Source organism: Pseudomonas sp. Xaverov 83 (assembly GCF_019352905.1).
GTDB classification, from domain to species: domain Bacteria; phylum Pseudomonadota; class Gammaproteobacteria; order Pseudomonadales; family Pseudomonadaceae; genus Aquipseudomonas; species Aquipseudomonas yamanorum.
This window is the reverse complement of record NZ_JAAAFU010000057.1, coordinates 29,201-51,271: the sequence shown is the minus strand read 5'-3', so window position 1 is coordinate 51,271 and position 22,071 is coordinate 29,201. Positions and strand designations below refer to the sequence as shown.

At 60.2% G+C, this 22,071-nt stretch carries 19 protein-coding genes and 1 pseudogene; 3 read left to right on the top strand and 17 right to left on the bottom strand.

What is annotated here, in order from left to right; genetic code table 11:
* Together K0H47_RS18685 and K0H47_RS18680 are read right to left on the bottom strand one after the other, a co-directional pair.
* Positions 1-1,590 carry a GMC family oxidoreductase gene (locus K0H47_RS18685; protein ID WP_167662841.1) on the bottom strand — a complete coding sequence of 530 codons (1,590 nt, stop codon included), beginning with the start codon at positions 1,588-1,590 and terminating at the stop codon, positions 1-3.
* Between the two features lie 14 nt (positions 1,591-1,604).
* The gene (locus K0H47_RS18680; RefSeq protein WP_201264134.1) at positions 1,605-2,141 is read right to left on the bottom strand and encodes a sugar dehydrogenase complex small subunit; all 537 of its coding nucleotides are present in this window, start codon (positions 2,139-2,141) and stop codon (positions 1,605-1,607) included.
* A gap of 322 nt (positions 2,142-2,463) precedes the next feature.
* On the opposite strand from K0H47_RS18680, the pseudogene K0H47_RS18675 reads away from it, so the two are divergent.
* Positions 2,464-2,814 (top strand): annotated as a pseudogene (locus tag K0H47_RS18675) (VUT family protein); the annotation flags it as partial.
* Between the two features lie 51 nt (positions 2,815-2,865).
* Here the strand turns inward: K0H47_RS18675 and queC are convergent.
* The 8 genes from queC to hmpA form a co-directional block, all read right to left on the bottom strand.
* A complete protein-coding gene (gene queC / locus K0H47_RS18670) occupies positions 2,866-3,558 on the bottom strand; it encodes a 7-cyano-7-deazaguanine synthase QueC (RefSeq protein ID WP_063027319.1) in 693 nt (230 codons plus the stop codon).
* Positions 3,559-3,660: 102 nt separating this feature from the next.
* Complete coding sequence (cyoE, locus tag K0H47_RS18665; RefSeq protein ID WP_017480052.1) at positions 3,661-4,548, bottom strand: heme o synthase; 888 nt, start codon at positions 4,546-4,548, stop codon at positions 3,661-3,663.
* Between the two features lie 11 nt (positions 4,549-4,559).
* The gene (gene cyoD, locus K0H47_RS18660) at positions 4,560-4,895 is read right to left on the bottom strand and encodes a cytochrome o ubiquinol oxidase subunit IV (RefSeq protein WP_003216374.1); all 336 of its coding nucleotides are present in this window, start codon (positions 4,893-4,895) and stop codon (positions 4,560-4,562) included.
* Positions 4,895-5,521 (bottom strand): cytochrome o ubiquinol oxidase subunit III, encoded by a 627-nt coding sequence (locus tag K0H47_RS18655; RefSeq protein ID WP_008435616.1) that lies wholly within the window; start codon positions 5,519-5,521, stop codon positions 4,895-4,897. The genes cyoD and K0H47_RS18655 overlap by 1 nt, the downstream gene beginning before the upstream one ends.
* A gap of 3 nt (positions 5,522-5,524) precedes the next feature.
* Positions 5,525-7,543 (bottom strand): cytochrome o ubiquinol oxidase subunit I, encoded by a 2,019-nt coding sequence (cyoB, locus tag K0H47_RS18650; protein WP_003216371.1) that lies wholly within the window; start codon positions 7,541-7,543, stop codon positions 5,525-5,527.
* A gap of 3 nt (positions 7,544-7,546) precedes the next feature.
* Entirely contained in the window at positions 7,547-8,488 is a 942-nt protein-coding gene (gene cyoA, locus K0H47_RS18645; protein ID WP_008435619.1) for a ubiquinol oxidase subunit II, read from the bottom strand.
* Positions 8,489-9,287: 799 nt separating this feature from the next.
* Positions 9,288-9,794: a disulfide bond formation protein B gene (locus K0H47_RS18640; RefSeq protein ID WP_093205410.1), complete on the bottom strand. Its 507-nt coding sequence runs from the start codon at positions 9,792-9,794 to the stop codon at positions 9,288-9,290.
* Positions 9,795-10,039: 245 nt separating this feature from the next.
* On the bottom strand, positions 10,040-11,221 hold the full coding sequence (gene hmpA, locus K0H47_RS18635) for an NO-inducible flavohemoprotein (protein ID WP_063027315.1): 1,182 nt from the start codon (positions 11,219-11,221) through the stop codon (positions 10,040-10,042).
* 147 nt (positions 11,222-11,368) lie between these two features.
* Here hmpA and norR point away from each other — a divergent pair, with 147 nt between their 5' ends.
* Positions 11,369-12,913 (top strand): nitric oxide reductase transcriptional regulator NorR, encoded by a 1,545-nt coding sequence (gene norR / locus K0H47_RS18630; RefSeq protein WP_219273392.1) that lies wholly within the window; start codon positions 11,369-11,371, stop codon positions 12,911-12,913.
* A 139-nt stretch (positions 12,914-13,052) separates the two neighbouring features.
* On the opposite strand, the gene K0H47_RS18625 is transcribed toward norR, so the two are convergent.
* The gene (locus K0H47_RS18625; RefSeq protein ID WP_219273391.1) at positions 13,053-13,964 is read right to left on the bottom strand and encodes a DMT family transporter; all 912 of its coding nucleotides are present in this window, start codon (positions 13,962-13,964) and stop codon (positions 13,053-13,055) included.
* Between the two features lie 137 nt (positions 13,965-14,101).
* Here K0H47_RS18625 and K0H47_RS18620 point away from each other — a divergent pair, with 137 nt between their 5' ends.
* Positions 14,102-14,977 carry a helix-turn-helix domain-containing protein gene (locus tag K0H47_RS18620; RefSeq protein ID WP_201140081.1) on the top strand — a complete coding sequence of 292 codons (876 nt, stop codon included), beginning with the start codon at positions 14,102-14,104 and terminating at the stop codon, positions 14,975-14,977.
* Positions 14,978-15,112: 135 nt separating this feature from the next.
* On the opposite strand, the gene dacB is transcribed toward K0H47_RS18620, so the two are convergent.
* The 6 genes from dacB to K0H47_RS18590 form a co-directional block, all read right to left on the bottom strand.
* Positions 15,113-16,573 carry a D-alanyl-D-alanine carboxypeptidase/D-alanyl-D-alanine-endopeptidase gene (gene dacB / locus K0H47_RS18615; RefSeq protein ID WP_219273390.1) on the bottom strand — a complete coding sequence of 487 codons (1,461 nt, stop codon included), beginning with the start codon at positions 16,571-16,573 and terminating at the stop codon, positions 15,113-15,115.
* A gap of 58 nt (positions 16,574-16,631) precedes the next feature.
* Positions 16,632-17,666, bottom strand: a complete 1,035-nt coding sequence (locus tag K0H47_RS18610; protein WP_219273389.1) for a YncE family protein — start codon at positions 17,664-17,666, stop codon at positions 16,632-16,634.
* Positions 17,666-20,092: a TonB-dependent receptor gene (locus tag K0H47_RS18605; protein WP_219273388.1), complete on the bottom strand. Its 2,427-nt coding sequence runs from the start codon at positions 20,090-20,092 to the stop codon at positions 17,666-17,668. Before K0H47_RS18605 ends, K0H47_RS18610 begins: the two co-directional genes overlap by 1 nt.
* Positions 20,093-20,201: 109 nt before the next feature.
* Complete coding sequence (locus K0H47_RS18600; protein ID WP_219273387.1) at positions 20,202-21,137, bottom strand: glutathione S-transferase N-terminal domain-containing protein; 936 nt, start codon at positions 21,135-21,137, stop codon at positions 20,202-20,204.
* A gap of 75 nt (positions 21,138-21,212) precedes the next feature.
* On the bottom strand, positions 21,213-21,488 hold the full coding sequence (locus K0H47_RS18595) for a GIY-YIG nuclease family protein (protein ID WP_063027301.1): 276 nt from the start codon (positions 21,486-21,488) through the stop codon (positions 21,213-21,215).
* 36 nt (positions 21,489-21,524) lie between these two features.
* The gene (locus tag K0H47_RS18590; protein ID WP_010170354.1) at positions 21,525-21,995 is read right to left on the bottom strand and encodes a nuclear transport factor 2 family protein; all 471 of its coding nucleotides are present in this window, start codon (positions 21,993-21,995) and stop codon (positions 21,525-21,527) included.
* Between the last annotated feature and the right edge of the window lie 76 nt (positions 21,996-22,071).

Sequence of the window (22,071 nt, the reverse complement as noted above, 5' to 3'; positions counted from 1 at the left end):
CTAGACCTCCCGCGCAATGATGTCGGCCATACGGATACTCAGCGCCACGCCGGCCAGGGTCGGGTTGATGGTGCCGGAGGCCGGTATCACCCCGGTGGTGGCGAGAAACAGGTTGGCGTGGTCGTGGGTGCGGCACTCGTGGTTGACCACCGAATCCTTGGGGTTGGCGCCCATGATCACGGTGCCCATCAGGTGGTCGCGGTTCTGGTAGCCGGTGTTGTCTTCCACCACCGTGCCGCCCATCAGTTGCACGAAGTGCGCATAGTCTTCAGTGACGCCGGCCTTGGCCGCCTTCACGTAGTCGCCCACCTCGTAGTTGACCACCAGCATCGGGATGCCCAGGGCGTCCTTGCGGGTGCGGCTCGGGCGCACGGTGTTGGTCGAAAGCGGCAGGGTTTCATACACGGTAGAGACGTCGACCCAACGCGCCGCGTCGTGGCGGATGCGTTCGTCCAGCTCCTTGCCGTACACGCCCTGGGCGATCAGCCGCTTGGCCACGGCGATGTTCGGCACGTTGTTGGAGATCGAGTGTTTGACCGACGCCCGCTCCTTGCGGAACTCGCCGTCGCGGCGGTTGAAAATCCCGCCCTGCTGCACCGCGCCGCGTCCCGGCCACAACGGCTCGTCGGCGATAAACTGCAGGCCTTGGCCAGTGTGGTCCATCAGGTTGCGACCGACCTGGTCGGAGGAGTTGGCCACCTCGGAAATCAGCAGCAGCTTGGGGGTTTCCAGGCCGTGGGCGGCAACGATGAAGTACTTGGCAGTGAGCCGCACATCAGCGCCGGTGGAGCTGCGGTAATGGATGGCGACGATCTTGTCGTCCGCGCCTTTTTCCAGCTTGTAGGCAGTGGCGTCGGTGATCAGCTTGGCGCCGGCCTGTTCCGCATGGCGGGCGTGCACATCGCCGCTGTACATCGCGCCTATGGGGCAGACCGGCATGCAGTTGTTGTTGCCGCTGCACGCCGGGCGCCCGTCGTAGGGTTCGGTGGCACGGCCATTGGGCTCATGGATAAAGTGATAACCGGCCGGGGCCATGCGTTCGCGCAGGCGCTGGAACAGGTAGGTATCGCCTTCCGGCGCCATTGGATAAGGGCTTGAGCGCGGCGGGAAAGCGCCGCCGCCCTGCCCGCTCTGGTCCTGGGTGTCACTGCCGCACACGCCCAGGGCAATTTCTGCGCGCACGTAATAGGGTTCCAGCTCGCTGTATTCCAGGGGCCAGTCGCGACCTACTCCGTAGAGTGTCTTGAGCTTCATATCGTTGGGCAAATAACGCCAGCACGCCGCCGCCCAGTGCCAGGTGGTGCCGCCCACCAGTTTCAACATACCGGGGCGGAACTCGAAAGAACCGGTGTTCTCGATGTACTGCTCATCATAAGAATGATGGGCCCACGGCTCATTGGGATAGGGTGAGTTGTAATTGCCCTTGTTCGAAGAATTACGGAAGTTCTCGACTATCTTCCAGCGGGGAATATGTTCACCCGCTTCCAGAATAATCACTGACTTGCCGAGTTTGGCCAATTCAAAGGCTGCGTTACTGCCTAATGCGCCGGAGCCAACCACGATGACATCGGCGTCAAAATCCTGATTCATAAAAGTGCCTTGTCTTAGTCGTTGGCCAGCGTGGCCGGAGGATTGACCCAGTAATTGGTTTTTCCCCGGGAGTACGTCGGGATCACCGTGGCGTCCGCGGTCGGCTGGTAGGCCAGCGCGCCGGTGAAGGTCACCAGCCGCGTACCGTCGGTAGCGCGCAGGGACACCGGCGTGCCGGTGTAGCCCAGGTACCAGGCGGAGACGATTTTCTGCGTCGTGTCCTTGATCACCGGGTCGGCGTAGAACGGGCTGCCGGACAACTGGCCGACGCTACGCAAGTGATGCTGGCCAACCTTGCTCCACAAGGCTTTCATCTTCTGCGGGAACTCGGGGTCGTTCTGGGTGCACTGGGCCAGGATGCGCAAGGACAAGGTGGCATCCAGGCTCGGGCGTTCGAGGAGGAACATCGACAATTGGCGGAAGGATTCGATGTCGTCGCTGGCGGCGCTGCTGACTTCCTGCGCCAACGCAACACCGGCCCACAGCGGGGCAAACAGGCCAGCACCGGTCAAGGCTGCGCCTGAGTACAGGAGTTTTCTTCGGGTTATCACGGGATATCTCCTCATGAGTCGAACCACTATCGGCGCACGGGCCAAGTTCGACTTCACTGCAAAAGGCTGAGTACTTCGTTCACGGAGGTTGAACGGACTTTAAGAGCCCTTTTTATAACTGCCAGGAGAACGCCAAGCTGTCATGCAGCTTGTTAATTATGGATATGAGCAATAACGCGACCGTCTATAACAGCCGCTTAAACACCGTACAGCAATTCATCCCGCACTAATATGAAACATCCATTTGGATATTTGCTCAGTTGTGCAGGTAATCCGCGAGGGGATACCTCGCGCACAAGGTTTGGGCCTGCAAACGCAGGGATTCCTGGTGTCGGAGAACATCAACTCGTACCTGCTGTGCAAGATCAAAGAGCTGACCAACTCCAGGTATTTATTCCTGCGGATTTTCCTGAGTACGTTCTTCGCGGTGATCATCGACAGTTTCCTGTTCTGCTTCATCGCGTTCTACTGCGCCATGCAGACCAGCGACATCCTGAACATGATCTACGTGCAGATTGCGATCAAGGTCTGCTTTGCCTTCTTCAATATCCTGCCGGCCTATGGCGCCCGCTCGCTGTTCAAGCGCTACATCACGGGCGATACGCCAACTGATGCTCGTTCCCACGCTCTGCGTGGGAATGCCGCTTTGGACGCTCCGCGTCCGCCTTTGTGACGCGGAGCGTCACGGGATGCATTCCCACGCGGAGCGTGGGAACGATCGACATCACGCCAGCTTGCTTTTCAGGCTCTGCATGACGGCGGCCTTGTTTTCCAGGTAGTCGTTCAGGCCCCGCGCGCGAAGGTTGCACGCATCACAGTTGCCGCAGCCCGTGCCGATAATGCCGTTGTAGCAGGTCAGGGTCTGGTTGCGGATCAAGTCCAGCTGGTGGTGATAGTCCGCCAGGGCCCAGGTCTCGGCCTTGTTCAGCCACATCAACGGCGTTTCCAGGCGCACGTCGTATTCCATGCCCAACTGAAGCGCTTTATTCAGCGCCTTGACGAACTCGTCCCGGCAATCGGGATAGCCGGAGAAGTCGGTTTCACACACGCCGGTGATCACGGTTTGCGCCTTGACCTGATAGGCGTAGATCGCCGCCAGGGTCAAAAACAAAATGTTCCTGCCCGGCACAAAGGTGCTCGGCAAACTCTCGCCTGAGCTGTTCACCGTGGGTACCGGAATGTTGTCGCGGGTCAGGCTGCTGATGGCCAGTTCGTTCAACAGGGACACGTCCATCACCTTGTGAACGGTGGCACCCAGTTGCTTGGAGAGTTTTTGCGCGACTTCGATTTCCGCCACATGACGCTGGCCATAATCAAACGTTATGCAGTGCACTTCGTCATACAGCGGCAGTGCCTGGATCAGACAGGTTGTCGAGTCCTGCCCACCACTGAATACGATAACGGCTTTTTTACTCATCACGCTGCTTCCTGCATTTGTAAGATTTGGCATAGTTTAAAGGCCCCTCAATAAAAAACCCCGCGCTTCTTTCGAAGGCGGGGTTTTTTACTGCTTGATCACTCAGTGAGCGTACGTCAGCAGCAACTCTTTCGGCACCTGGAAATCCAGGGACATCATCACGCTCAAGGCGGTGATGGTGAAGATCGAGAAGACGAACAGCTTGCGTGCCCAGACGGTGTCATCCACCGCCTTGTAGCCGGTCCAGGCCATGTACAACCAGTACATGCCCATGGCGGCGGCAACGGCGAGGTAGCTCATGCCGGCGTAGCCACTGAAGGTCAACATCAAGGTCGCCACGAGGAAGGCCAGGATGTAGAGCAGGATGTGTTTCTTGGCTACCTTGATGCCACGCTTGACCGGCAGAACCGGAATCGAGGCAGCCAGGTAGTCGTTGAAGCGGAAGATCGCGATGGCATAGGAGTGCGGCATCTGCCACAGGCTGAACATCACCAGTAGCACCAGCGCGGCCATGTCGAAGCTATTGGTCACAGCCACATAACCAATCACCGGCGGCATCGCCCCCGACAGACTGCCCACCAGCGTGCCGTGAACCGACTTGCGCTTGAGGTACAGGCTGTAGAAGCCGACGTAGATGACAAAGCCGATCACGGCAAACAGCGCCGCCAGCGGGTTGGCCACCTTGTACAACAACACCACGCCGGCGATACCCAAAACGGTCGCGAAGATCAGTGCCAGCTTCAGGGAGATAAGGCCCTGGACCAGCACACGATTCTTGGTGCGTTCCATCTTGATGTCGATATCGCGGTCGATGCAGTTGTTGAATACACAACCGGAAGCTACCACCAGGGACGTGCCGATCATCGCTGCCAGGAAAATGGCCAGATCGACATGCCCCTTGGAGGCCAGGAAGAAACCGCCTGCCACAGAAAGCACGTTACCGAAAATGATCCCCGGTTTGGTGATTTGGATAAAGTGCTTAAGCGACATCGGGTCTTACCTCACTTCGCCATCATGAACGTATGGATGCTGAACATGATCCATACCGACAGGCCAACCAGCAGGAGGATCACCAAGCCTGCGAACACGAACGCAATCACGTTATCGCGCTGAGCCTTCGAGCGGTCCAGGTGCAGGAAGTACACCAGGTGAACCAGAACCTGAATCACCGCGAACGCCAGGACGATCATCAAGGTGATCGATTTCGGCAAGGTCGGGTACATCACCAGGCCGAACGGGATGAGCGTCAGGATGACCGACAGGATGAAGCCAATGGCGTACGACTTGACGCTGCCGTGGCTGTCATCGTGGCTGTCATGGGAATGTGCATTAGCCATTACAGAGTCCCCATCAGGTAGACAACGGTGAAGACGCAGATCCAGACCACGTCCAGGAAGTGCCAGAACAGGCTCAGGCAGCTCAGGCGCGTCTTGTTGGTGTTGGTCAGGCCATGCTTGTTGACCTGATACATCATGGTCGCCATCCAGATCAGACCGGCAGTCACGTGCAGACCGTGGGTCCCTACCAGCGTGAAGAACGCCGACAGGAAGCCGCTACGGTGCGGGCCGTAACCTTCGGAGATCAGCAGGTGGAACTCGTTGACCTCCATGCCGATGAAGCCCAGGCCGAAAAGGAAGGTCAGTGCCAACCAGCTCAGGACGCCTTTCTTGCTGCCCTTGTAGAAGGCCAGCATGGCGAAGCCGTAGGTGATCGAGCTGAACAACAGCAAGGCGGTTTCGCCGAGCACGTAAGGCAGTTCGAAGATGTCGTGGCCCGACGGGCCACCCGCTACGTTGTTTACCAGTACCGCGTACACCGCGAAGATCGACGCAAACAAGATGCAGTCGGTCATCAGGTAGAGCCAGAAACCGAATACGGTCATTGGCCCCGAGTCGTGGTGATGGTCATCGTGCCCATGGTCATCGACATGGGCGTGTCCAGCATTGGTCACTAAGTTCGACATGGTTTAAGCCTGTTCCAACGAGGTTTCAACACGGTTGGCCGGGATCTTCTTCTCGGCAACCAGGCGAGCGTGTTGCTCGGCTTCGATGCGTTCGATCACGTCGACCGGCACCATGTAGCCTTGGTCATCACGGGCAGCGTGAACGATGAAGTAGCCGATGGTACCCACCAGGCTGACGATGGCCAGCCACCAGATGTGCCAGATCATCGCGAAACCGAACACGGTCAACAGCGCGCCCATCACAACGCCGGTAGCGGTGTTGTTAGGCATGTGGATCGGTTCATAACGTGCTGGCTTCTGGTACGCAGTACCGTCTTCCTTGGCTTCGGTGAACGGATCGATGCTGTCGGCCTTCGGCAGTACGGCAAAGTTGTAGAACGGCGGTGGCGACGAAGTCGACCATTCCAGGGTGTGTGCATTCCATGGGTCGCCGGATTCGCACATGTTCTGCTTGCGATCACGCACGCTGACATACAGCTGAATCAACTGGCAGGCGATACCGACAGCGATCATCAGTGCACCGACCATGGCAACGTACAGGTACGGTACCCACTCAGGGTTGGTGGTGGCGTTCAGACGACGGGTCATGCCCATGAAGCCCAGTGCATAGAGCGGCATGAACGCGACGAAGAAGCCCGAGATCCAGAACCAGAATGCAGCCTTGCCCCAGCCTTCGTGCAGCTTGAAGCCGAACGCTTTCGGGAAGTAGAAGCTGAAACCTGCGATGTAGCCGAATACTGCGCCGCCGATGATCACGTTGTGGAAGTGAGCAATTACGAACAGGCTGTTGTGCAGTACGAAGTCAGCACCCGGGATGGCCAGCAGTACGCCGGTCATGCCGCCGATCGCGAAGGTCACCATGAAGCCCAGGGTCCAAAGAACCTGGCTGGTGATACGCAGACGACCGTGATAGATGGTGAACAGCCAGTTAAATAGCTTCACCCCCGTCGGGATAGAAATCAGCATCGTCGCCAGTCCGAAGAACGCGTTGACGCTGGCCCCCGAACCCATGGTGAAGAAGTGGTGCAGCCAAACCATGAAGCCCAGTACCGAGATCGCGCCCGAGGCATAGATCATCGAGTGGTGACCGAACAGGCGCTTGCCCGAGAAGGTCGAGATCACTTCAGAGAAGATACCGAACGCTGGCAGGATCAGGATGTACACCTCAGGGTGACCCCATGCCCAGAACAGGTTCACGTACATCATCGGATTGCCACCAAGTTCATTGGTGAAAATGTGGAAATCCAGGTAACGGTCAAGCGACAGCAACGCCATGGTTGCAGCCAGGATCGGGAACGATGCAACGATCAGAACGTTGGCCCAGGTGCAGGTCCAGGTGAAGATCGGCATGTCCATCAGCTTCATGCCCGGGGCGCGCATTTTCAAGACGGTGGCCAGGAAGTTGACCCCCGTCAGTGTCGTCCCGAGTCCTGATAACTGTAGCGCCCAGATGTAGTAATCCACACCCACGCCCGGACTGTAGGCCAGGCCCGACAATGGCGGATACGCAACCCAACCGGTCTTGGCGAATTCGCCGACGCCCAGGGACAGGTTGATCAGTACCACGCCGGACACCAGCAGCCAGAAGCTCAGGGAGTTCAGGAACGGGAACGCAACGTCACGCGCACCGATCTGCAGCGGCAAGGCAAGGTTCATCAGGCCGGTGAAGAAAGGCATCGCCATGAAGATGATCATGATCACACCGTGGGCGGTGAAGATCTGGTCATAGTGTTCAGGAGGCAGGTAGCCAGGCGAACCCTCGGTGGCCATGGCCAACTGGGTACGCATCATGATGGCGTCGGCAAAACCACGCAGCAGCATGACCATGGCAACGATGACGTACATGACGCCGATTTTCTTGTGGTCGACCGAAGTCAGCCACTCGGTCCACAGGTAGGTCCACTTCTTGAAGTAAGTGATACCTGCAAACAGTGCCAGACCACCCAGCGCGATCATGGCGATGGTCACCATCACGATCGGCTCGTGGAACGGGACCGCATCCCAACTTAATTTACCAAACATCGTTTACTCCTCTGCCCCAGCAGTTGAATGCGAGCCCGTGTCAGAACCTTCAACCGCGGCCACTTCTTTCTTCTCGTGCTCGATCGGCTTGCCTGGCTTCATACCTTCGTACTTGTCGACGATTTTCTGAAACAGGTCCGGCTCGTACGTGGAGTACAGGGCGACTGGGTTGTTCTGGCTTGGTTTGGCAAGGGCGTCGTATTCAGCTTGATCAAGCTGTTTAGGTGCGGCCTTGACTTCGGCTACCCAGGCGTTGAAATCTTCCTGGCTCGTCGAGATCGCTTTGAATTTCATGCCGGTGAAGCCAGCACCGCTGTAGTTGGCGGAGATGCCTTCCATTTCAGCTTTCTCGTTCGCGATCAGGTGCAGACGGGTCTGCATGCCTGCCATCGCGTAGATCTGGCCACCCAGTGCAGGGATGAAGAACGAGTTCATCACGGCGTCGGAGGTGATCCGGAAATTAAGCGGGGTGTTCTCCGGGAACCGGATCTGGTTCACCGTGGCGATACCCAGGTCCGGGTAGATGAACAGCCACTTCCAGTCCAGCGCGACCACTTCGATGTTGATCGGCTTGACGTCGGAGTCCAGCGGACGGTACGGGTCCAGCTCATGGGTCGACTTATAGGTGATGTAACCCAGGGCGATGATGATGAGGATCGGCACCAGCCACACCGCGATTTCAATCTTGGTGGAGTGCGACCACTTCGGCGCGTAGGTGGCGCTGGTGTTCGACGCGCGGTATTTCCAGGCGAACGCGAACGTCATGATGATCACGGGCACCACGACCAACAGCATCAGCAGGGTGGCGGTGATGATCAGGTTGCGTTGATCCAGACCGACCTGACCTTTAGGGTCGAGCAAGGTCCACTTGCAGCCTCCCAGCATTAACATCATGCCAAGCAGCGGCAAAAAGCCTAGTAATCGGGGGTACCTGTTTTTACTCATCTCACGACCTCTAAAGCAGCTTGCGCAATGCAGTTGGGTTTTGATCGCCAACACTTCACCCTGCCAAGGGTTGGCATTTCTCTTCGATTGAATAAGGGCCTGCCCGTCGCGCCTTGCGCGAATCGACACGTCCCGGGCTAGCGGTGAGTTCTTATTCGAATTCGTTGGTCAAAGGCCTTGTTACAGACCAATTCCATTTGGTGCGGATAGTTGAAAGGCTGCCGGCACCTGGGATCGCACGAAACGTTACATCCGCTTCTCGACCGCCCTAGTTTGCTCAGGGGTGAGCAGCACCGGACATTCAATGCGGGCGATTGTAGTTAGCTAGCGATGTATAAACCATGTCTTATCCAGAAATAATTTTTATCGTTTCCAGCAATAATCCTTCACCATTATTGCAAAGGTCCGCGATCGTATCGCGTTTGATTCTCGACAAAAACCACAAAAAATGCCGTGTTATTGGGCATTTCGCCACATCCCCCACAAGCTGTAGGGGCATCGAAAATGCATCCAAGTGCCCTAAAAACAAGGCATTCAGACATCAGGCAATGTCACGGAGCTCAAGCCGCTCGCGGCACCGGCCAGACGACGAACTGACAGCCACAAAACGCCGTTCCATGCAAATTTATGCCGCGTTTACGGGCGTGAGAAACGTCCTGCGACAGCTTCCGTGTGACAACATGTCGCATGCTGCGCGCACCCAAACTTGCCCCGCGTCACGGTCCCTTCACAAAATGCCTACAAACAAAAACGCCCCGGCCTTCTTATAGGAAGGCCGGGGCGTTTGATCATCTACGGATCAGGCTTTGCTCTGGCGATTACGGTAAATGCCCAGTGGCACCAGGATCACCGTCAGCACAAAGGCCACCAGCGCCCATTGGGCCAGGGACAGGCCGAGAACGGGCGGGTAAGGCGTCTCGCAGAAACCGTCGACCTGGAAGCCGAGGGGAAACACTGATGCCAGCGGCAAGCCATCGACAATCGGTTGCAGCACATCGATGCCGCAGCTGACCTTCGGAAAGAACTGGATGTACACGTGATAGCCGGCGGCAGCGACACCCCCGAGGGCGCTGAGTGTCACCAGTGCTTCAAACACCGTGACGCTGCGGGGGGTGCGCATGGCGGCACCGATGAAGGCGAAGATCGCGATCAGCAGCAAGGCATAACGTTGCAGGATGCACAGCGGGCACGGCGCCTCGCCCAGCACCACCTGCATGTACAGCGCCCCGCCGATCAGCGCCAGGCAAATAATGCCCAGCAGTACCAGAAAGCGTCGCTCCCTGCCCAAACGCAATTCGTCGATCATCCCCGTTTCCCTTTAGCCAATGTTGGTTGTGCCAATGGCCGCAAGTTTACACGTGGACGGTGAAAGTTGAGCTGTTGGCGTGAGGAGGTTTAAACAGGAGGCATTAACAGGAGATTAATCAGGGAAAATGGAGATCAAAATGTGGGAGCGGGCTTGCTCGCGAAGGTGGAGTGTCAGTCACTGAATGTGCTTCTGATACACCGCCTTCGCGAGCAAGCCCGCTCCCACATTTTTGACCGAGTAAGTTATTCCAAGGCCGACGCCGGCCCAAAGAACTCATACCGGCTCTGCTTCTCCGGCACGCCCAAGGCCTTCAAGTGACGCTTGACCGCCGCCATGAAGCCTTTAGGCCCCAGGAAATACGCATCCACGTCCCGCTCCTGGGGCAACCACGCCGCCAGTTGCTCCTGGCTCAGCATGCCAACCTTGTCCGCCGCCGGGCTCACGCCATCATCTTCGGCGTAGCAATAAAAACGCTTGAGCTGCGGATGCTGCGCGGCCAGGCCATCCACCCACTCACGGAACGCATGCACCCCGCCGTTACGCGCGCAGTGGATAAAGTGGATCGGGCGCTCGGTGGCCAGGGCCGCTTCCAGCATCGGCAGGGTTGGCGTGATGCCGACACCGCCACTGATCAGCACCAGGGGCTTGTCGCTGGCCGCCAACGTGAACTCCCCCGATGGCGGAAACAGATCGATGGTTGCGCCCACCTGGAACTGGTCATGCAGGTAGTTCGACACCCGGCCACCGGCTTCGCGCTTGACGCTGATGCGGTACTGGCCCGAGTCGCCACGCGCCGACAGGGAATAGTTGCGGCGCACTTCCTCGCCCTCCAGCACCAGCTTCATGCCAATGTATTGCCCGGGCTCAGCCGCCAGGATCGGGCCTTTATCCACAGGCGCGAAGTAGAACGAGATGATTTCCGCGCTCTCCTCCACCCGCTTGACCAAGGTGAAAGGCCGCGCACCACGCCAGCCGCCCGGCGCTTCTTCCTTCTCTTTATAGATAGCCGCTTCGGCACCGATCAGGATGTCGGCCAATTGGCCATAGGCAGCGCCCCAGGCGCTCATCACTTCAGGGGTGGCGATTTCACTGCCCAGCACTTCGGAAATCGCTCGCAGCAGGCAGGTACCGACAATTGGGTAATGCTCCGGCAGGATCTGCAGGGCCACGTGCTTGTTGATGATCTTCGCCACCAGGTCGCCCAACTGGTCCAACTGGTCGATGTGGCGGGCGTACATCAGCACGCCGTTGGCCAACGCCCGGGGCTGGTCGCCGCTGGCCTGGTGGGCCTGGTTGAACAGCGGGCGAACTTCGGGGTACTCGGACAGCATCATCCGGTAGAAATGGGTGATCAGGGCTTCGCCGCCACTTTCCAGCAGGGGCACGGTGGATTTGACGATGGCACGGTCTTGGGCACTAAGCATGGCAGACTCCTGAGTCTTCTTACTGATTACCCTTTGTTACTCAGTATTCATGCCAACTAATAAAACCTTATAAATCAGAAGCTTGAATTAGATGTAGTCAGTATGACCTCCTACACTTTATAGTCACTATGACTACAAGGAGTCATTATGACTGCGAAGCCGCTGCTCACCACCCTGCTGCCCCTGGTCGCCGACCTGTCCCGCGAACTGCCCGAAGGCGAGCGCTACCGGCGCCTGCTCCAGGCCATGCGCGCCCTGCTGCCCTGCGACGCCGCCGCCCTGCTGCGCCTCGACGGCGAATGGCTGGTGCCGCTGGCGGTGGATGGTTTGAGCACCGACACCCTCGGCCGGCGCTTCAAGGTCAGCGAGCATCCGCGCTTTGGTGTGCTGCTCAGCAGCCCCGGCCCCACCCGCTTTGACAGCGACAGCGAACTGCCCGACCCCTATGACGGTTTGGTGGATGGCCTGCATGGACACCTTGAAGTTCATGACTGCATGGGCTGCCCGCTGTTCGTAGACGACCAGCCCTGGGGCCTGCTGACCCTCGACGCCCTGGACACCGAGCGCTTCGAACGGGTGGAGCTGGACGCCCTGCAAGCCTTCGCCAGCCTTGCTGCCGCAACGGTGAATGTTGCCGAACGCATCGAACGCCTGGCCCTGCGGGCCGAAGACGAACACCAGCGGGCCGAAATCTACCGCCAGGCCAGCGGCCAGCAGCACAAGGAGATGATCGGCCAGAGCAAGACCCACAAACGCCTGGTGGAAGAAATCAACCTGGTGGGCGGCAGCGATTTAACCGTACTGATCACCGGCGAGACCGGCGTCGGCAAAGAGCTGGTGGCCCAGGCGATCCACGCCGCCTCATCCCGCGCCGAGAAACCGCTGATCAGCCTCAACTGCGCCGCCCTGCCGGAAACCCTGGTGGAAAGCGAGCTGTTCGGCCATGTGCGCGGGGCGTTTACCGGTGCGCTGAACGAACGCCGGGGCAAGTTCGAGCTGGCGAATGGCGGCACGCTGTTCCTGGATGAAGTGGGCGAATTATCCCTCACCGTGCAGGCCAAGCTGCTGCGGGTGCTGCAAAGTGGTCAGTTGCAGCGCCTGGGGTCTGACAAGGAGCATCAGGTGGATGTGCGCCTGATCGCTGCCACTAACCGGGATTTGGCCGAAGAAGTACGCAGCGGCCGCTATCGTGCCGACTTCTATCACCGCTTGAGTGTGTACCCGCTGCAAGTCCCGGCGCTGCGGGAGCGCGGCCGCGATGTGCTGTTACTGGCGGGTTTTTTCCTTGAACAGAACCGCTCACGCATGGGCCTGGGCAGCCTGCGCCTGACCAGCGATGCCCAGGCGGCACTGCTGGCTTATACGTGGCCGGGGAATGTGCGCGAACTGGAACACTTGATCGGCCGCAGCGCCCTGAAAGCCCTGGGCAACTGCCGGGAACGGCCGAAGATTCTCAGCCTCAGCGCAGCAGACCTGGACTTGCCGAATGCCACCGCGCCACCGCTCGAAGCGCAGCCCGAGCCAGCGCCGAACGTCACCGGCGACCTGCGCCTGGCCACCGAGAACTACCAGCGCCAGGTCATCAGTGCCTGCCTGGAACGCCACCAGCACAACTGGGCCAGCGCCGCCCGTGAGCTGGGCCTGGACCGGGCCAACCTGGGACGGATGGCCAAGCGCCTGGGCCTGAAGTAGCGAACGGTGATTCTCAGGTAAAGGAGATTAAATGTGGGATCTGTCGAGCTTTAGCGAGGCTGCGATGGCATCACCGCAATGCACCTGCAAAACCGCAGCGCCTGCATCGCAGCCTTGCCTGGGCTCCACAGCTTCCACACTAGACCTGCTTCGCCTTGTAGATTGAATTGATCGGCGCGCTGGCCTTGGGCTTACGAAACACCAACACATTCCCCAGCATCACCAGTACCAGCCCCGCCAACGCGGGCGCTGTCCACTGATAGCCTTCGGCAAACGCCGAGACGTTCAACGCCACCACCGGGAAGAGCACGGTGCAATACGCCGCCCGCTCCGGCCCCATGCGCCCGACCAGGGTCAGGTAGGCAGTAAAACCGATCACCGAACCCGGGATCACCAGGTACAACAACGAACCGATGTAGCGGCTGTTCCATTCCATGTCGAACGGAATACCCTGCACCGCGCAGTACATCGCCAGCATCGACGCACCATAGGCCATGCCCCAGGCATTGGTGGTCAGCGGCTTGAGGCCGGCCTTCTGTTGCAGGCTCGACAGCATGTTGCCCGCCGAGAAACACATCGTGCCGAGCAGCGCCAAACCCAGGCCGAGCAAGGTTTGCGGGCTGGCGGTGTGCCCCACCAGTTCCGGCCAGAACAACAGCCCCAGGCCCAGCAACCCGAGGCCGCCGCCCATCAACACATTGCGTGCGACTTTCTGGCCGAAAAACACCCGGGCGTTCAGTGCGTTCCACAAGGTCGCGGTGGAGAACACCACCGCCACCAGCCCGCTGGGAATCCACTGGCTGGCGGTGAGAAAGCACATGAAGTTGACGCAAAACAGGCACAGCCCCTGGGCCAGGCAGATCAAATGCCCACGGCGGTTCATCACCTGCAGCTTGCGGCTGAGCAGCAGCATCACGAACAGCGCCAGCGCCGCCAGGCCGAAGCGATAGACGATGGACACCGGAATCGCTACCACGCCCAGCTGCCATTTCAGGGCAATCCACGTGGTGCCCCAGATCAGTACGGTGAGTAAATACAGGAAAAGGTTCATGGCGGGCTCCGAGGGTTGAGCCACAGTTTCACCCCGGGCGGCACCCAGCCTCTTGCACATTCTTGCGCTTTTGTCGGCTGCCGGGATCACAGGAATCGCCGCTGGGAGTAGGATGCAAGCTGTCAGAGAGTACGAATATGCCGCCACTGGAAACCCTGCAAGTCTTTCAATCCCTCAACCGCTCGCCCAACGCTCGCCTCGAGCTGTGCGCCGAGCTCGGTGACGGCTTGTCTGCAGCCTTGTGGAGCAACCATCACGACGCCCAGGATTACGAAGCCCCCGACCATCACACCCTGTCCTGCTACATCGGCGGCGGCACCGGCACCTTTCGCCGCGACCAGCCCGGCACCAAGGGCGGCCCGGACAAGCTGTGCATCCTGCCGGCGGAGCATCAGTCGGCCTGGGTGATCAACGGCGAAATCCGCCTGGCCCACGTGTATTTCAGCCCGGAGCAATTCGCCTTGGGCTGCGTGACCTTGCTGGACCGTGAGCCCCGCGAGTTGCAGTTGCGTGAGAGCACCTTCCTCGACGACGCGCAGCAGGCCCGGCGCTTTCACCAGTTGATCAGCCTGAACTGGAAAGAGCCCGGCGAGCGCCTGCTGACCAGTAGCCTGGCCCATGAAATGCTCAGCCATACCTTGCTCAGTCAGGTGGGGATGCGTGAGGGTTTGCGTTTGAAAGGCGGGCTGGCCGCCCACCAGCGTCGGCAACTGGTGGAGCACATCGACCAGCAACTGGCCGAGCCGATCAGCCTGGGGCAGTTGGCAGGGTTGTGCGCCTTGTCGGAGTACCACTTCGCGCGGATGTTTCGCGAGAGCTTTGGCCTGCCGCCCCACCAGTACCTGCTGGCGCGGCGCCTGGCCCGCGCCCGGGAGTTGTTGCGTGGCGGGGCATTGCCCTTGGGCGAGATTGCGCTGGCGTGCGGGTTTTCCAGCGCCAGCCACTTTACCAACCGGTTCCGCCAGGCGATGGGTGCGACGCCCGGGGAATACCGGCAGGCATTCCTGCCTTGAAATGCAATCCGCCTGACTGCACAGGTCCAATGTGGGAGCGGGCTTGCTCGCGAAGGCGGTGTGGCAGTCAACACATGTACTGACTGATCCACCGCATTCGCGAGCAAGCCCGCTCCCACATTTGATCTTCGGTGTTCAATAGTCCGTGCTGTTGGCCAGTGCCGTGGCCAGACGGTTTTCCAGCGCCTTGACCCGCGCGCCTGCGACCACGTAATTGTTGGTCACCATCGAAAACACCAACTTGCGCCCCTTGGCATCGGTGACATACCCGGTCAACGACGACACGCCGCTCATGGAGCCGGTCTTGCCGTGCAGGTTGTTTTCCGCCGCTGTGCCTCGCAGGCGATAGCGCAAGCTCCCGCCCACCAGGCGGTCCGGGTTACCGGCAACCGGCAACGCGTTGTACCAGGCGTTGAACCAAGGCTGTTTGCTGGCGGCCAGCAGCACGTCCGTCAGGTTCTGCGACGACACCAGGTTACGTCGGGACAACCCCGAACCGTCCACCTGATTCAACGTTGCCGTATCAATCCCTTGACGCTTCAGGAACCCAGCCACCGTCGCTACACCGGCAGGCGCCGTACCGGCATTCACGGTCTTGCGCCCCATGCTCTTGAGCAATGCCTCGGACATGTTGTTGTTGGAAAGCTTGAGCAACGGCGTGATCAAGTCCTGCAGCGGCGCCGACTCATGCATCGCGAGCACTGTCGCCGTGGTCGGCGTCACACCCCCGATCATCCGACGCCCCTGCACGACAATCCCCTGCTGCGCCAACGCCTGCCCAAACAGATTGGCCACCAGTTGCGTCGGCTCCCAGACACTGACCAATTGCCGACTCTGCTTGCCCGGGGCCAATGCGCCACTGAGGCGCAGCAGGTTGGTGCCGTGCTGGCGATTGATCCCATAGCTGTTGCCCGGGCCGCTGACGGCACGGTTGCCGATCTGCACGTAGTCGGTCGCCGGGCTGATATCCACCGTCACCGGGCGCCCCGCCACGACCGGCGCCTTGGCTGTGACCAGCAGGGAGCCCGCATCGAAGTCGTCATTGGGCGACACCGTCAGCGCCGAAATCTGCGCGCCGTAGTAGGTGCTTTCATCGTCCTGGGACCAATCGGTGCCCAGACGCTCGGCGTCGAAGAACGTGTCATCGAACACCAGGTCACCCTGCACTTGCCGGATGCCCTGCTGCGCCAGGCTGGCGGCCAGTGCCTGGTAATCCGCCCACTGGATCGTCGGGTCGCCCAGGCCGCGCAAGTAGAGATTGCCGTTAAGCACCGCGCCCTGGCGGATGCCGTCGCTCAACAGTTGCGTGGAAAACCGATACTGCGGCCCCAGCACATCCATCGCCGCTGCGGTGGTCAGCAACTTGAGACTGGAGGCCGGCGTCAGCCGTGTGCGTGGGTTGTGTTGGTAGAGCGTGCTGCCGCTGCGGGCGTCGCGCACCATCAGCGACACACTGGCACCGTGCAACGCCGGGTCGGCCAGCAACTGGTCGAGGGTGGCGCTGGTGGAAGTTTTCGGTGCCGTGGCGCAACCGCCCAGCAACAAGCTCAAGCCCAGCAGCAGCCCGCCGGCGTGTGTCCATCGTCCCAACCGCATAAACCTGGTAGTCCTTGAATTTCGAGAGTGCGCAGCTTGTGGAATTCCTCCCGGTCAATCAAGGCCCGTAGGTCGTTACGGAAAACGTATTGGCATGAAACAGCGGGTCCGGTTTGGGCTCGGCCTTGCTCGGCGCCGGCTGGGTAAAGTCCATGGCCGGCAGGAATACCCGCTGGCTCGCCGGGTCGAACGCCATGTTGTAGGCCATCGGCAAGGTGCTGACGCTGGCGCGTACGGCGTAGTGGTCGGCATCCGTTTGATCCACCAGCGTCAGGTTGGCATCGACGCCACTGGGGATCAGCAAGCGCCGGTGCTGCTCGTCGTAGGCCAGGGCGTTGACGTCGCGGGTGATCGGCAGCTTCGCCTTTACTTCACCGGTTTTCCGGTCGGCAACGATCAACACCGGCACTTCACCGCGACACGCCACAAACAGTCGCTGGCGCACCACGTCCTGGGCCAATGCGCTGGGCTTGGGGCAATCGGCAAACTGCCAGGTGTCGAGCAACGCAAAGGTGCTCGCCGAATAACGGGCGACCTTGCCTTCATCGCGCATCGGCAGGAAGAAGCTGCCGTCGCCCTTGATCAGCAGCGGGTCGATTTTCTTCACCGCCAGTTCATGGGCGCCGGTGATTCGTTCCTGTTTCGGGTCGAATTCAAACAGCGTCGAACGATCCGCCCGACGCCCACTGATGATAATCACCTTGCCCGTCGATGGCTCGTACACTGCACTGTTGAGGTTGCTTTGCGCCACCGGGATGCGCTTCAGGAATGTGAGTGTGGATAACTGCACCACACTCAGACTGCCGTCGGTGTTGAGCACGAATACCCGGTCTACCTCAGGCACGAACACCACGCCGTTGGCGCCTTCGGACTGCGCCACCGTCTCGACCAGGCGCTGCTGTTTCACATCAAACACGCTCAGGCCGTTTTCCCGGCGAGCCAGGAACAGATACGGCCGGGTCGGGTCCAGCCCGACAAAACCCCAACTGTGGCCGGAGCCGGGCAATGTCACCCGGTGTTCGCGATGGTAGGTCGAGTCATCAGCCGATGCCGCGCCGCTGATCAGCAGTGCTGCCAGTAACCAGTGTTTCATCAGAACTCCAGGGTGCTGGAGACGGACACCTGACGGGCGTCGCCGATGGAGACAAACTGGGTGTTCACGGCCGAGGTGTAATAGGTACGGTCAAACAGGTTCTTCACGTTGAGCTGGAACTTGACCTTCTGACCGTCGACCTTGGTGTCGTAGGTGGCGAAGGCGTCGGCCACTGTGTAACCCGGCAAGTCGAAACTGTTGGCCGCATCGCCCGAACGCTCGCCGACATACCGTGCACCGGCGCCGACCCGCAGTTGGTCGCCGCCCAAGAGGCTGCCGAAGTCATACACCGCCGACAGCGAGCCAGTGTTCTTCGCAACGTTTTGCAGGCGATTACCTTTGTATTCGGGGTCCTCAGTAACCTCGGCATCGGTGTAGGCATAGCTGCCGATCACGCTCCACTTGTCGGTCAGTTGGCCGCTGGCATCCAGTTCCAGACCACGGGAGCGCACCTTGCCGGCGACGCTGTACACCGAAGTCAGGCCATCGCCCACCTGCACCAGCACGTTGCGTTTTTCGATGTTGAACAGGGCGGCGCTGGCGGTGATGCGGCCCGATATATCGAGTTTGGTCCCCAATTCCCAGGACTTCGATTGCTCCGGCTCAAGGCTGCCATCCAGTCTCGTTTTATTGGCCAGCGGCGCGATCGTGGAGTTGGGTTTGAACGACTCGGTGTAGCTGCCATAGAACGACAGCTCGTCGGTGTAGCGGTACACCAGGCCGACGCGTGGCACCCATTTCTGGCCATTGCCGTCGGTGTTGGCGGTGAACGGGACGCCCTTGCCGGCGTATTGGTCGTACATCTGATAACGCGCGCCGCCTACCAGAATCCACTGGTCGGTGAGGTGGATCGCATCCTGCAGGAACAACGAGTCGCTACGCAGCAGGTCCATCTGGTTGCTGTCCGGCGCGCTGACGGTGGTGCCCACTACTTCATTGCCATAGACCGGATCGTTGTAGTTGAACGTGCCACGGGGCGACTGGCGGATCAGGTCGGCCCGGTAGATCTTGCGGTACTCGTCATCCAGGCCGAAGGTCAGGTCGTGCTGCATGCCGGCGACGTTGACCTTGCCTTCAAGGCTGGCGGTGGCGAAGCGATCCGTGGTCAATGCGCCCTGGGTGCCGTCCATGCTGCGGGTCAGGGTGCCGTTGGTGTTGACCTTCACCACACGCACCTGGCTGGCATCGTAGGTCTCGCGGTTCCAGCTGTAGCCGAAGTGGGCTTTCCAGTCGTCATTCAGGTCATGGTCGGCCTCGAAGCGGTACAGGTCGGAGCGGCCTTCCATGTTATTGAAGGGCTCGTCCAGGCGGCGAGTGGACGGAATATCCAGCGGGTGGTTGGTCTTGGGATCAATCGCAGTCCCCCGATCAAACGGCGAGAGAAACTCCCGGTGCTCATAGGCAAACAACAGCTTGGTCTTTTCGCCGTACCAGGCCAGCGACGGTGCGATCAGGCTCTCGCGGTGTGTGCCGTAGTTGCGCCAGTAATCTTCGTCTTCATGATCGACGATCAAGCGATACGCCAACCCGCTGTCACCGATCGGCCCCGTGGTATCCAGGTTGCCGCCGCTACCGTTCTTGCCGTCACCAAAAGTCGAGCCACGCACCGTCAGCGAAGTGGATTGAGTCAGCTCGGGTTTCTTGCTGACGATGTTGACCACGCCACCCGGATCCTGGATGCCATACAGCAACGACGACGGGCCCTTGAGCACTTCGACGCGCTCGGCGGTGGAGTTCATCGCGCGGCCCTGCACCAGCGGCATGCCGTCCTGCATGATCGAACCGTTTCGGTTGTCACCAAAACCACGCAACATCACCGCGTCCTGGGTGCTGCCCAACGTGTTGGCCTGGGTAATACCGCTGACGTTAGCCAGGGCGTCGTCGAGGTTGCGCGGCTGTTGATCGCGAATCACCTGGGCCGGCACGACGTTGACGGTTTGTGGGGTTTCCAGCAGCAGGCCGTGGGAACGCATCACCGAACTGGTAGGCGGCGGCTGATAGCTGGTGGTATCCGAGGCCAGGGCGGCACCGCTGATGGTAGTGGCGCCGAGGTTCAGCGCGCCGTCGGTCGGCAGTGGCTCAAGGGCAAGGGTGCGGGCGTCGATCTGGCGGAAAGTGAAGCCGGAGTTGCCCAGCAGCCGTTGCATGGCCTGGGCCGCGCTCATCTGCCCGGTGATGGCCGGGGCCTTGATGGCGTAGGGCGCTTCGTCGGTGTAGACCACGCTGATGCCGGTCACCCGGGTGAAGTCGCTCAAGGCCTGGGGCAGCGGCTTGGCGGCCAAGGCAAAGTTGAACAGCGTGCTCTGCTGCTGCGCCTCAGCCGCCTGCGCTACGCCCAGGGGCAGCAGCGCCAGCCCCGAAACCGCCAATACCGAGGCTCCCAGCCAATGTTTAACCGAACCCGCCGACGTTGCCCTGGACTTCATGCTTGAGAACCCGTGTGTAAAAACGCTGTTAATGCGAATTAATCGCAGTTTCAAGCACTACACGGATGGCCGACAGGTTTACCTCACACTGATTTGAAAATAATTTCAGTCACGCCGGTTGGATCCGAAATCCGAAGCGCGGAACGTGCACATGCACAGTGCCGGCGCGTTCATCGGTGCGCCGCAGAATCAGCGCTTCGCGGCCGGCAAACAGCAACTCGCCAGCCACCGGATCGGTGCCGTAATCGGTGGCGCTGACGGTCACCTGCTGGCCAGGCTTGAAGCCATTCGGGTCTTCGAAAATTTCTTCCGGCAGGTTGGCGGGCGTGGCATTGCGCGCGACTTCCAGGGCTTGCTCGGCGCTCATCTGGCTCGACGTGCCATGACCGAAACCCAACACCCGGGCCAGCCAGGCGGCCACGGCAGGATAGGTTTCCACCAGCGGCGAGGTCACCGGCGATCCCATGAGGAACCACAACGGGTGCGCCAGGGCGAAGTCGGCAATCGACGGCTCGCCAAACAGGAAGTCGCCCTGCTGGTGCTGCAACTGCTGATTGATACGACCGATGATCACCGGCCATTGATGCTTGGCCTGATCCAGCTGCACACGGATGGCCGTGCCGCCGCTGAACAATTTGCTGCGGTCGGCCACCAGCACCTGGAGCATTTCCGGCGGTACTTTGGCGAACTTGACCGCCAGGGACTCCGGTTGGAACACCAGGCTCACGGCATGGGAAAACACCGTCGAATCAGCCCAGGCGGCGAAGCTTTGGCTGACCAGTTCCAGGCCTTGGGGAAACAGTGCCGGCGCGGACTTTTCCTGCTCCAGGCGGCGCGCGATCAGCGCGGTGTCGCAGTAGATATCGGCACCCACCTGCAACACCGGGGTCTTGCGATAGCCACCGGTGAGGGCGGTCAAGTCTGGCTTGGGCATCACCGGCGAGATGTGCACCGAACGCCAGGACAGCCCTTTGAAGCCCAGCAACAGGCGGGCTTTTTCGGCAAACGGGGATTGCGGGTAGTGGTGCAGGATCAACTCAGTCATGCCAGGCTCCGCTCTATGAGTGAGCGTCCAGCTTAGCCTGCAAACCCGGCAAAGGCGCGCATGGGAACCTATCAGTCAAATTGATGGGCCGATCGCCGCCAGGCACTCCTTGGCGCTTTTCTTGAGTTTCTTGATCAGCCGTTCCTGGCGCAACGCCTCGGCCTTGCTGATGCATGCCTCGGTGTACACCAGCGCCACGGCAGGGCTTGAGAGAAAGAACCGCGCGCCCTTGCCGCTCTGGTGCATGGCAAAACGGCGCACCGGGTCATTGCTGATGCCGCAGTAGAGCGAGCCATTGGCGGCGCGCACCAGGTAGACAAACCACGGCTTGGCTTCAGAAGGAGTCGTCACGGATCAATTCGGTAAACCAAAGGAGCGCCAATCTTATCAACGACTGGCCTGGAACGCCTTCAACCCTTTCAGGGCCTGGGCCCGCACGGCGTTTTTCACCAGCGGCGTCCAGCCCAGCAACAGCCCTTTGGTGCCCAATGCCTGGCGCGACCAGCGCCACAGGTCGAAGTGGTCGTGGTGCTCGCAGATCTTGCCGTCGCGAAACACAAAGCGCGCCCGGATGTCGTTGACCACAGTGTTGCCCGTGGCGCTGAACAGGTAGGTCGCCACCCAATGGGCGCTGCCGGTGATTTCATCGCTGCGCACGCTGTCGAAGGTCAGGGAAAAATCCTTGGCCCGGGTGGTCAGCATGCGCCACATGTCGCCGGCATCACGGCCACGCAGTTCACCGAACGCAGGGTCGCTGAACACCACGTCGTCGGTGTAGCAGGCGCTCATGGCCTCGGCATCCAGGCGCTGGAAGGCGCTGTAGAACTCGGTGATCAGGGCGTTATGGGCGTCGCTCATGGGCAGTTTCCGCAAAAGGGGTTTGGATGGTCGGTACGATAATCCCCAAGGCCCGGGAACACTACTGGCATCAACG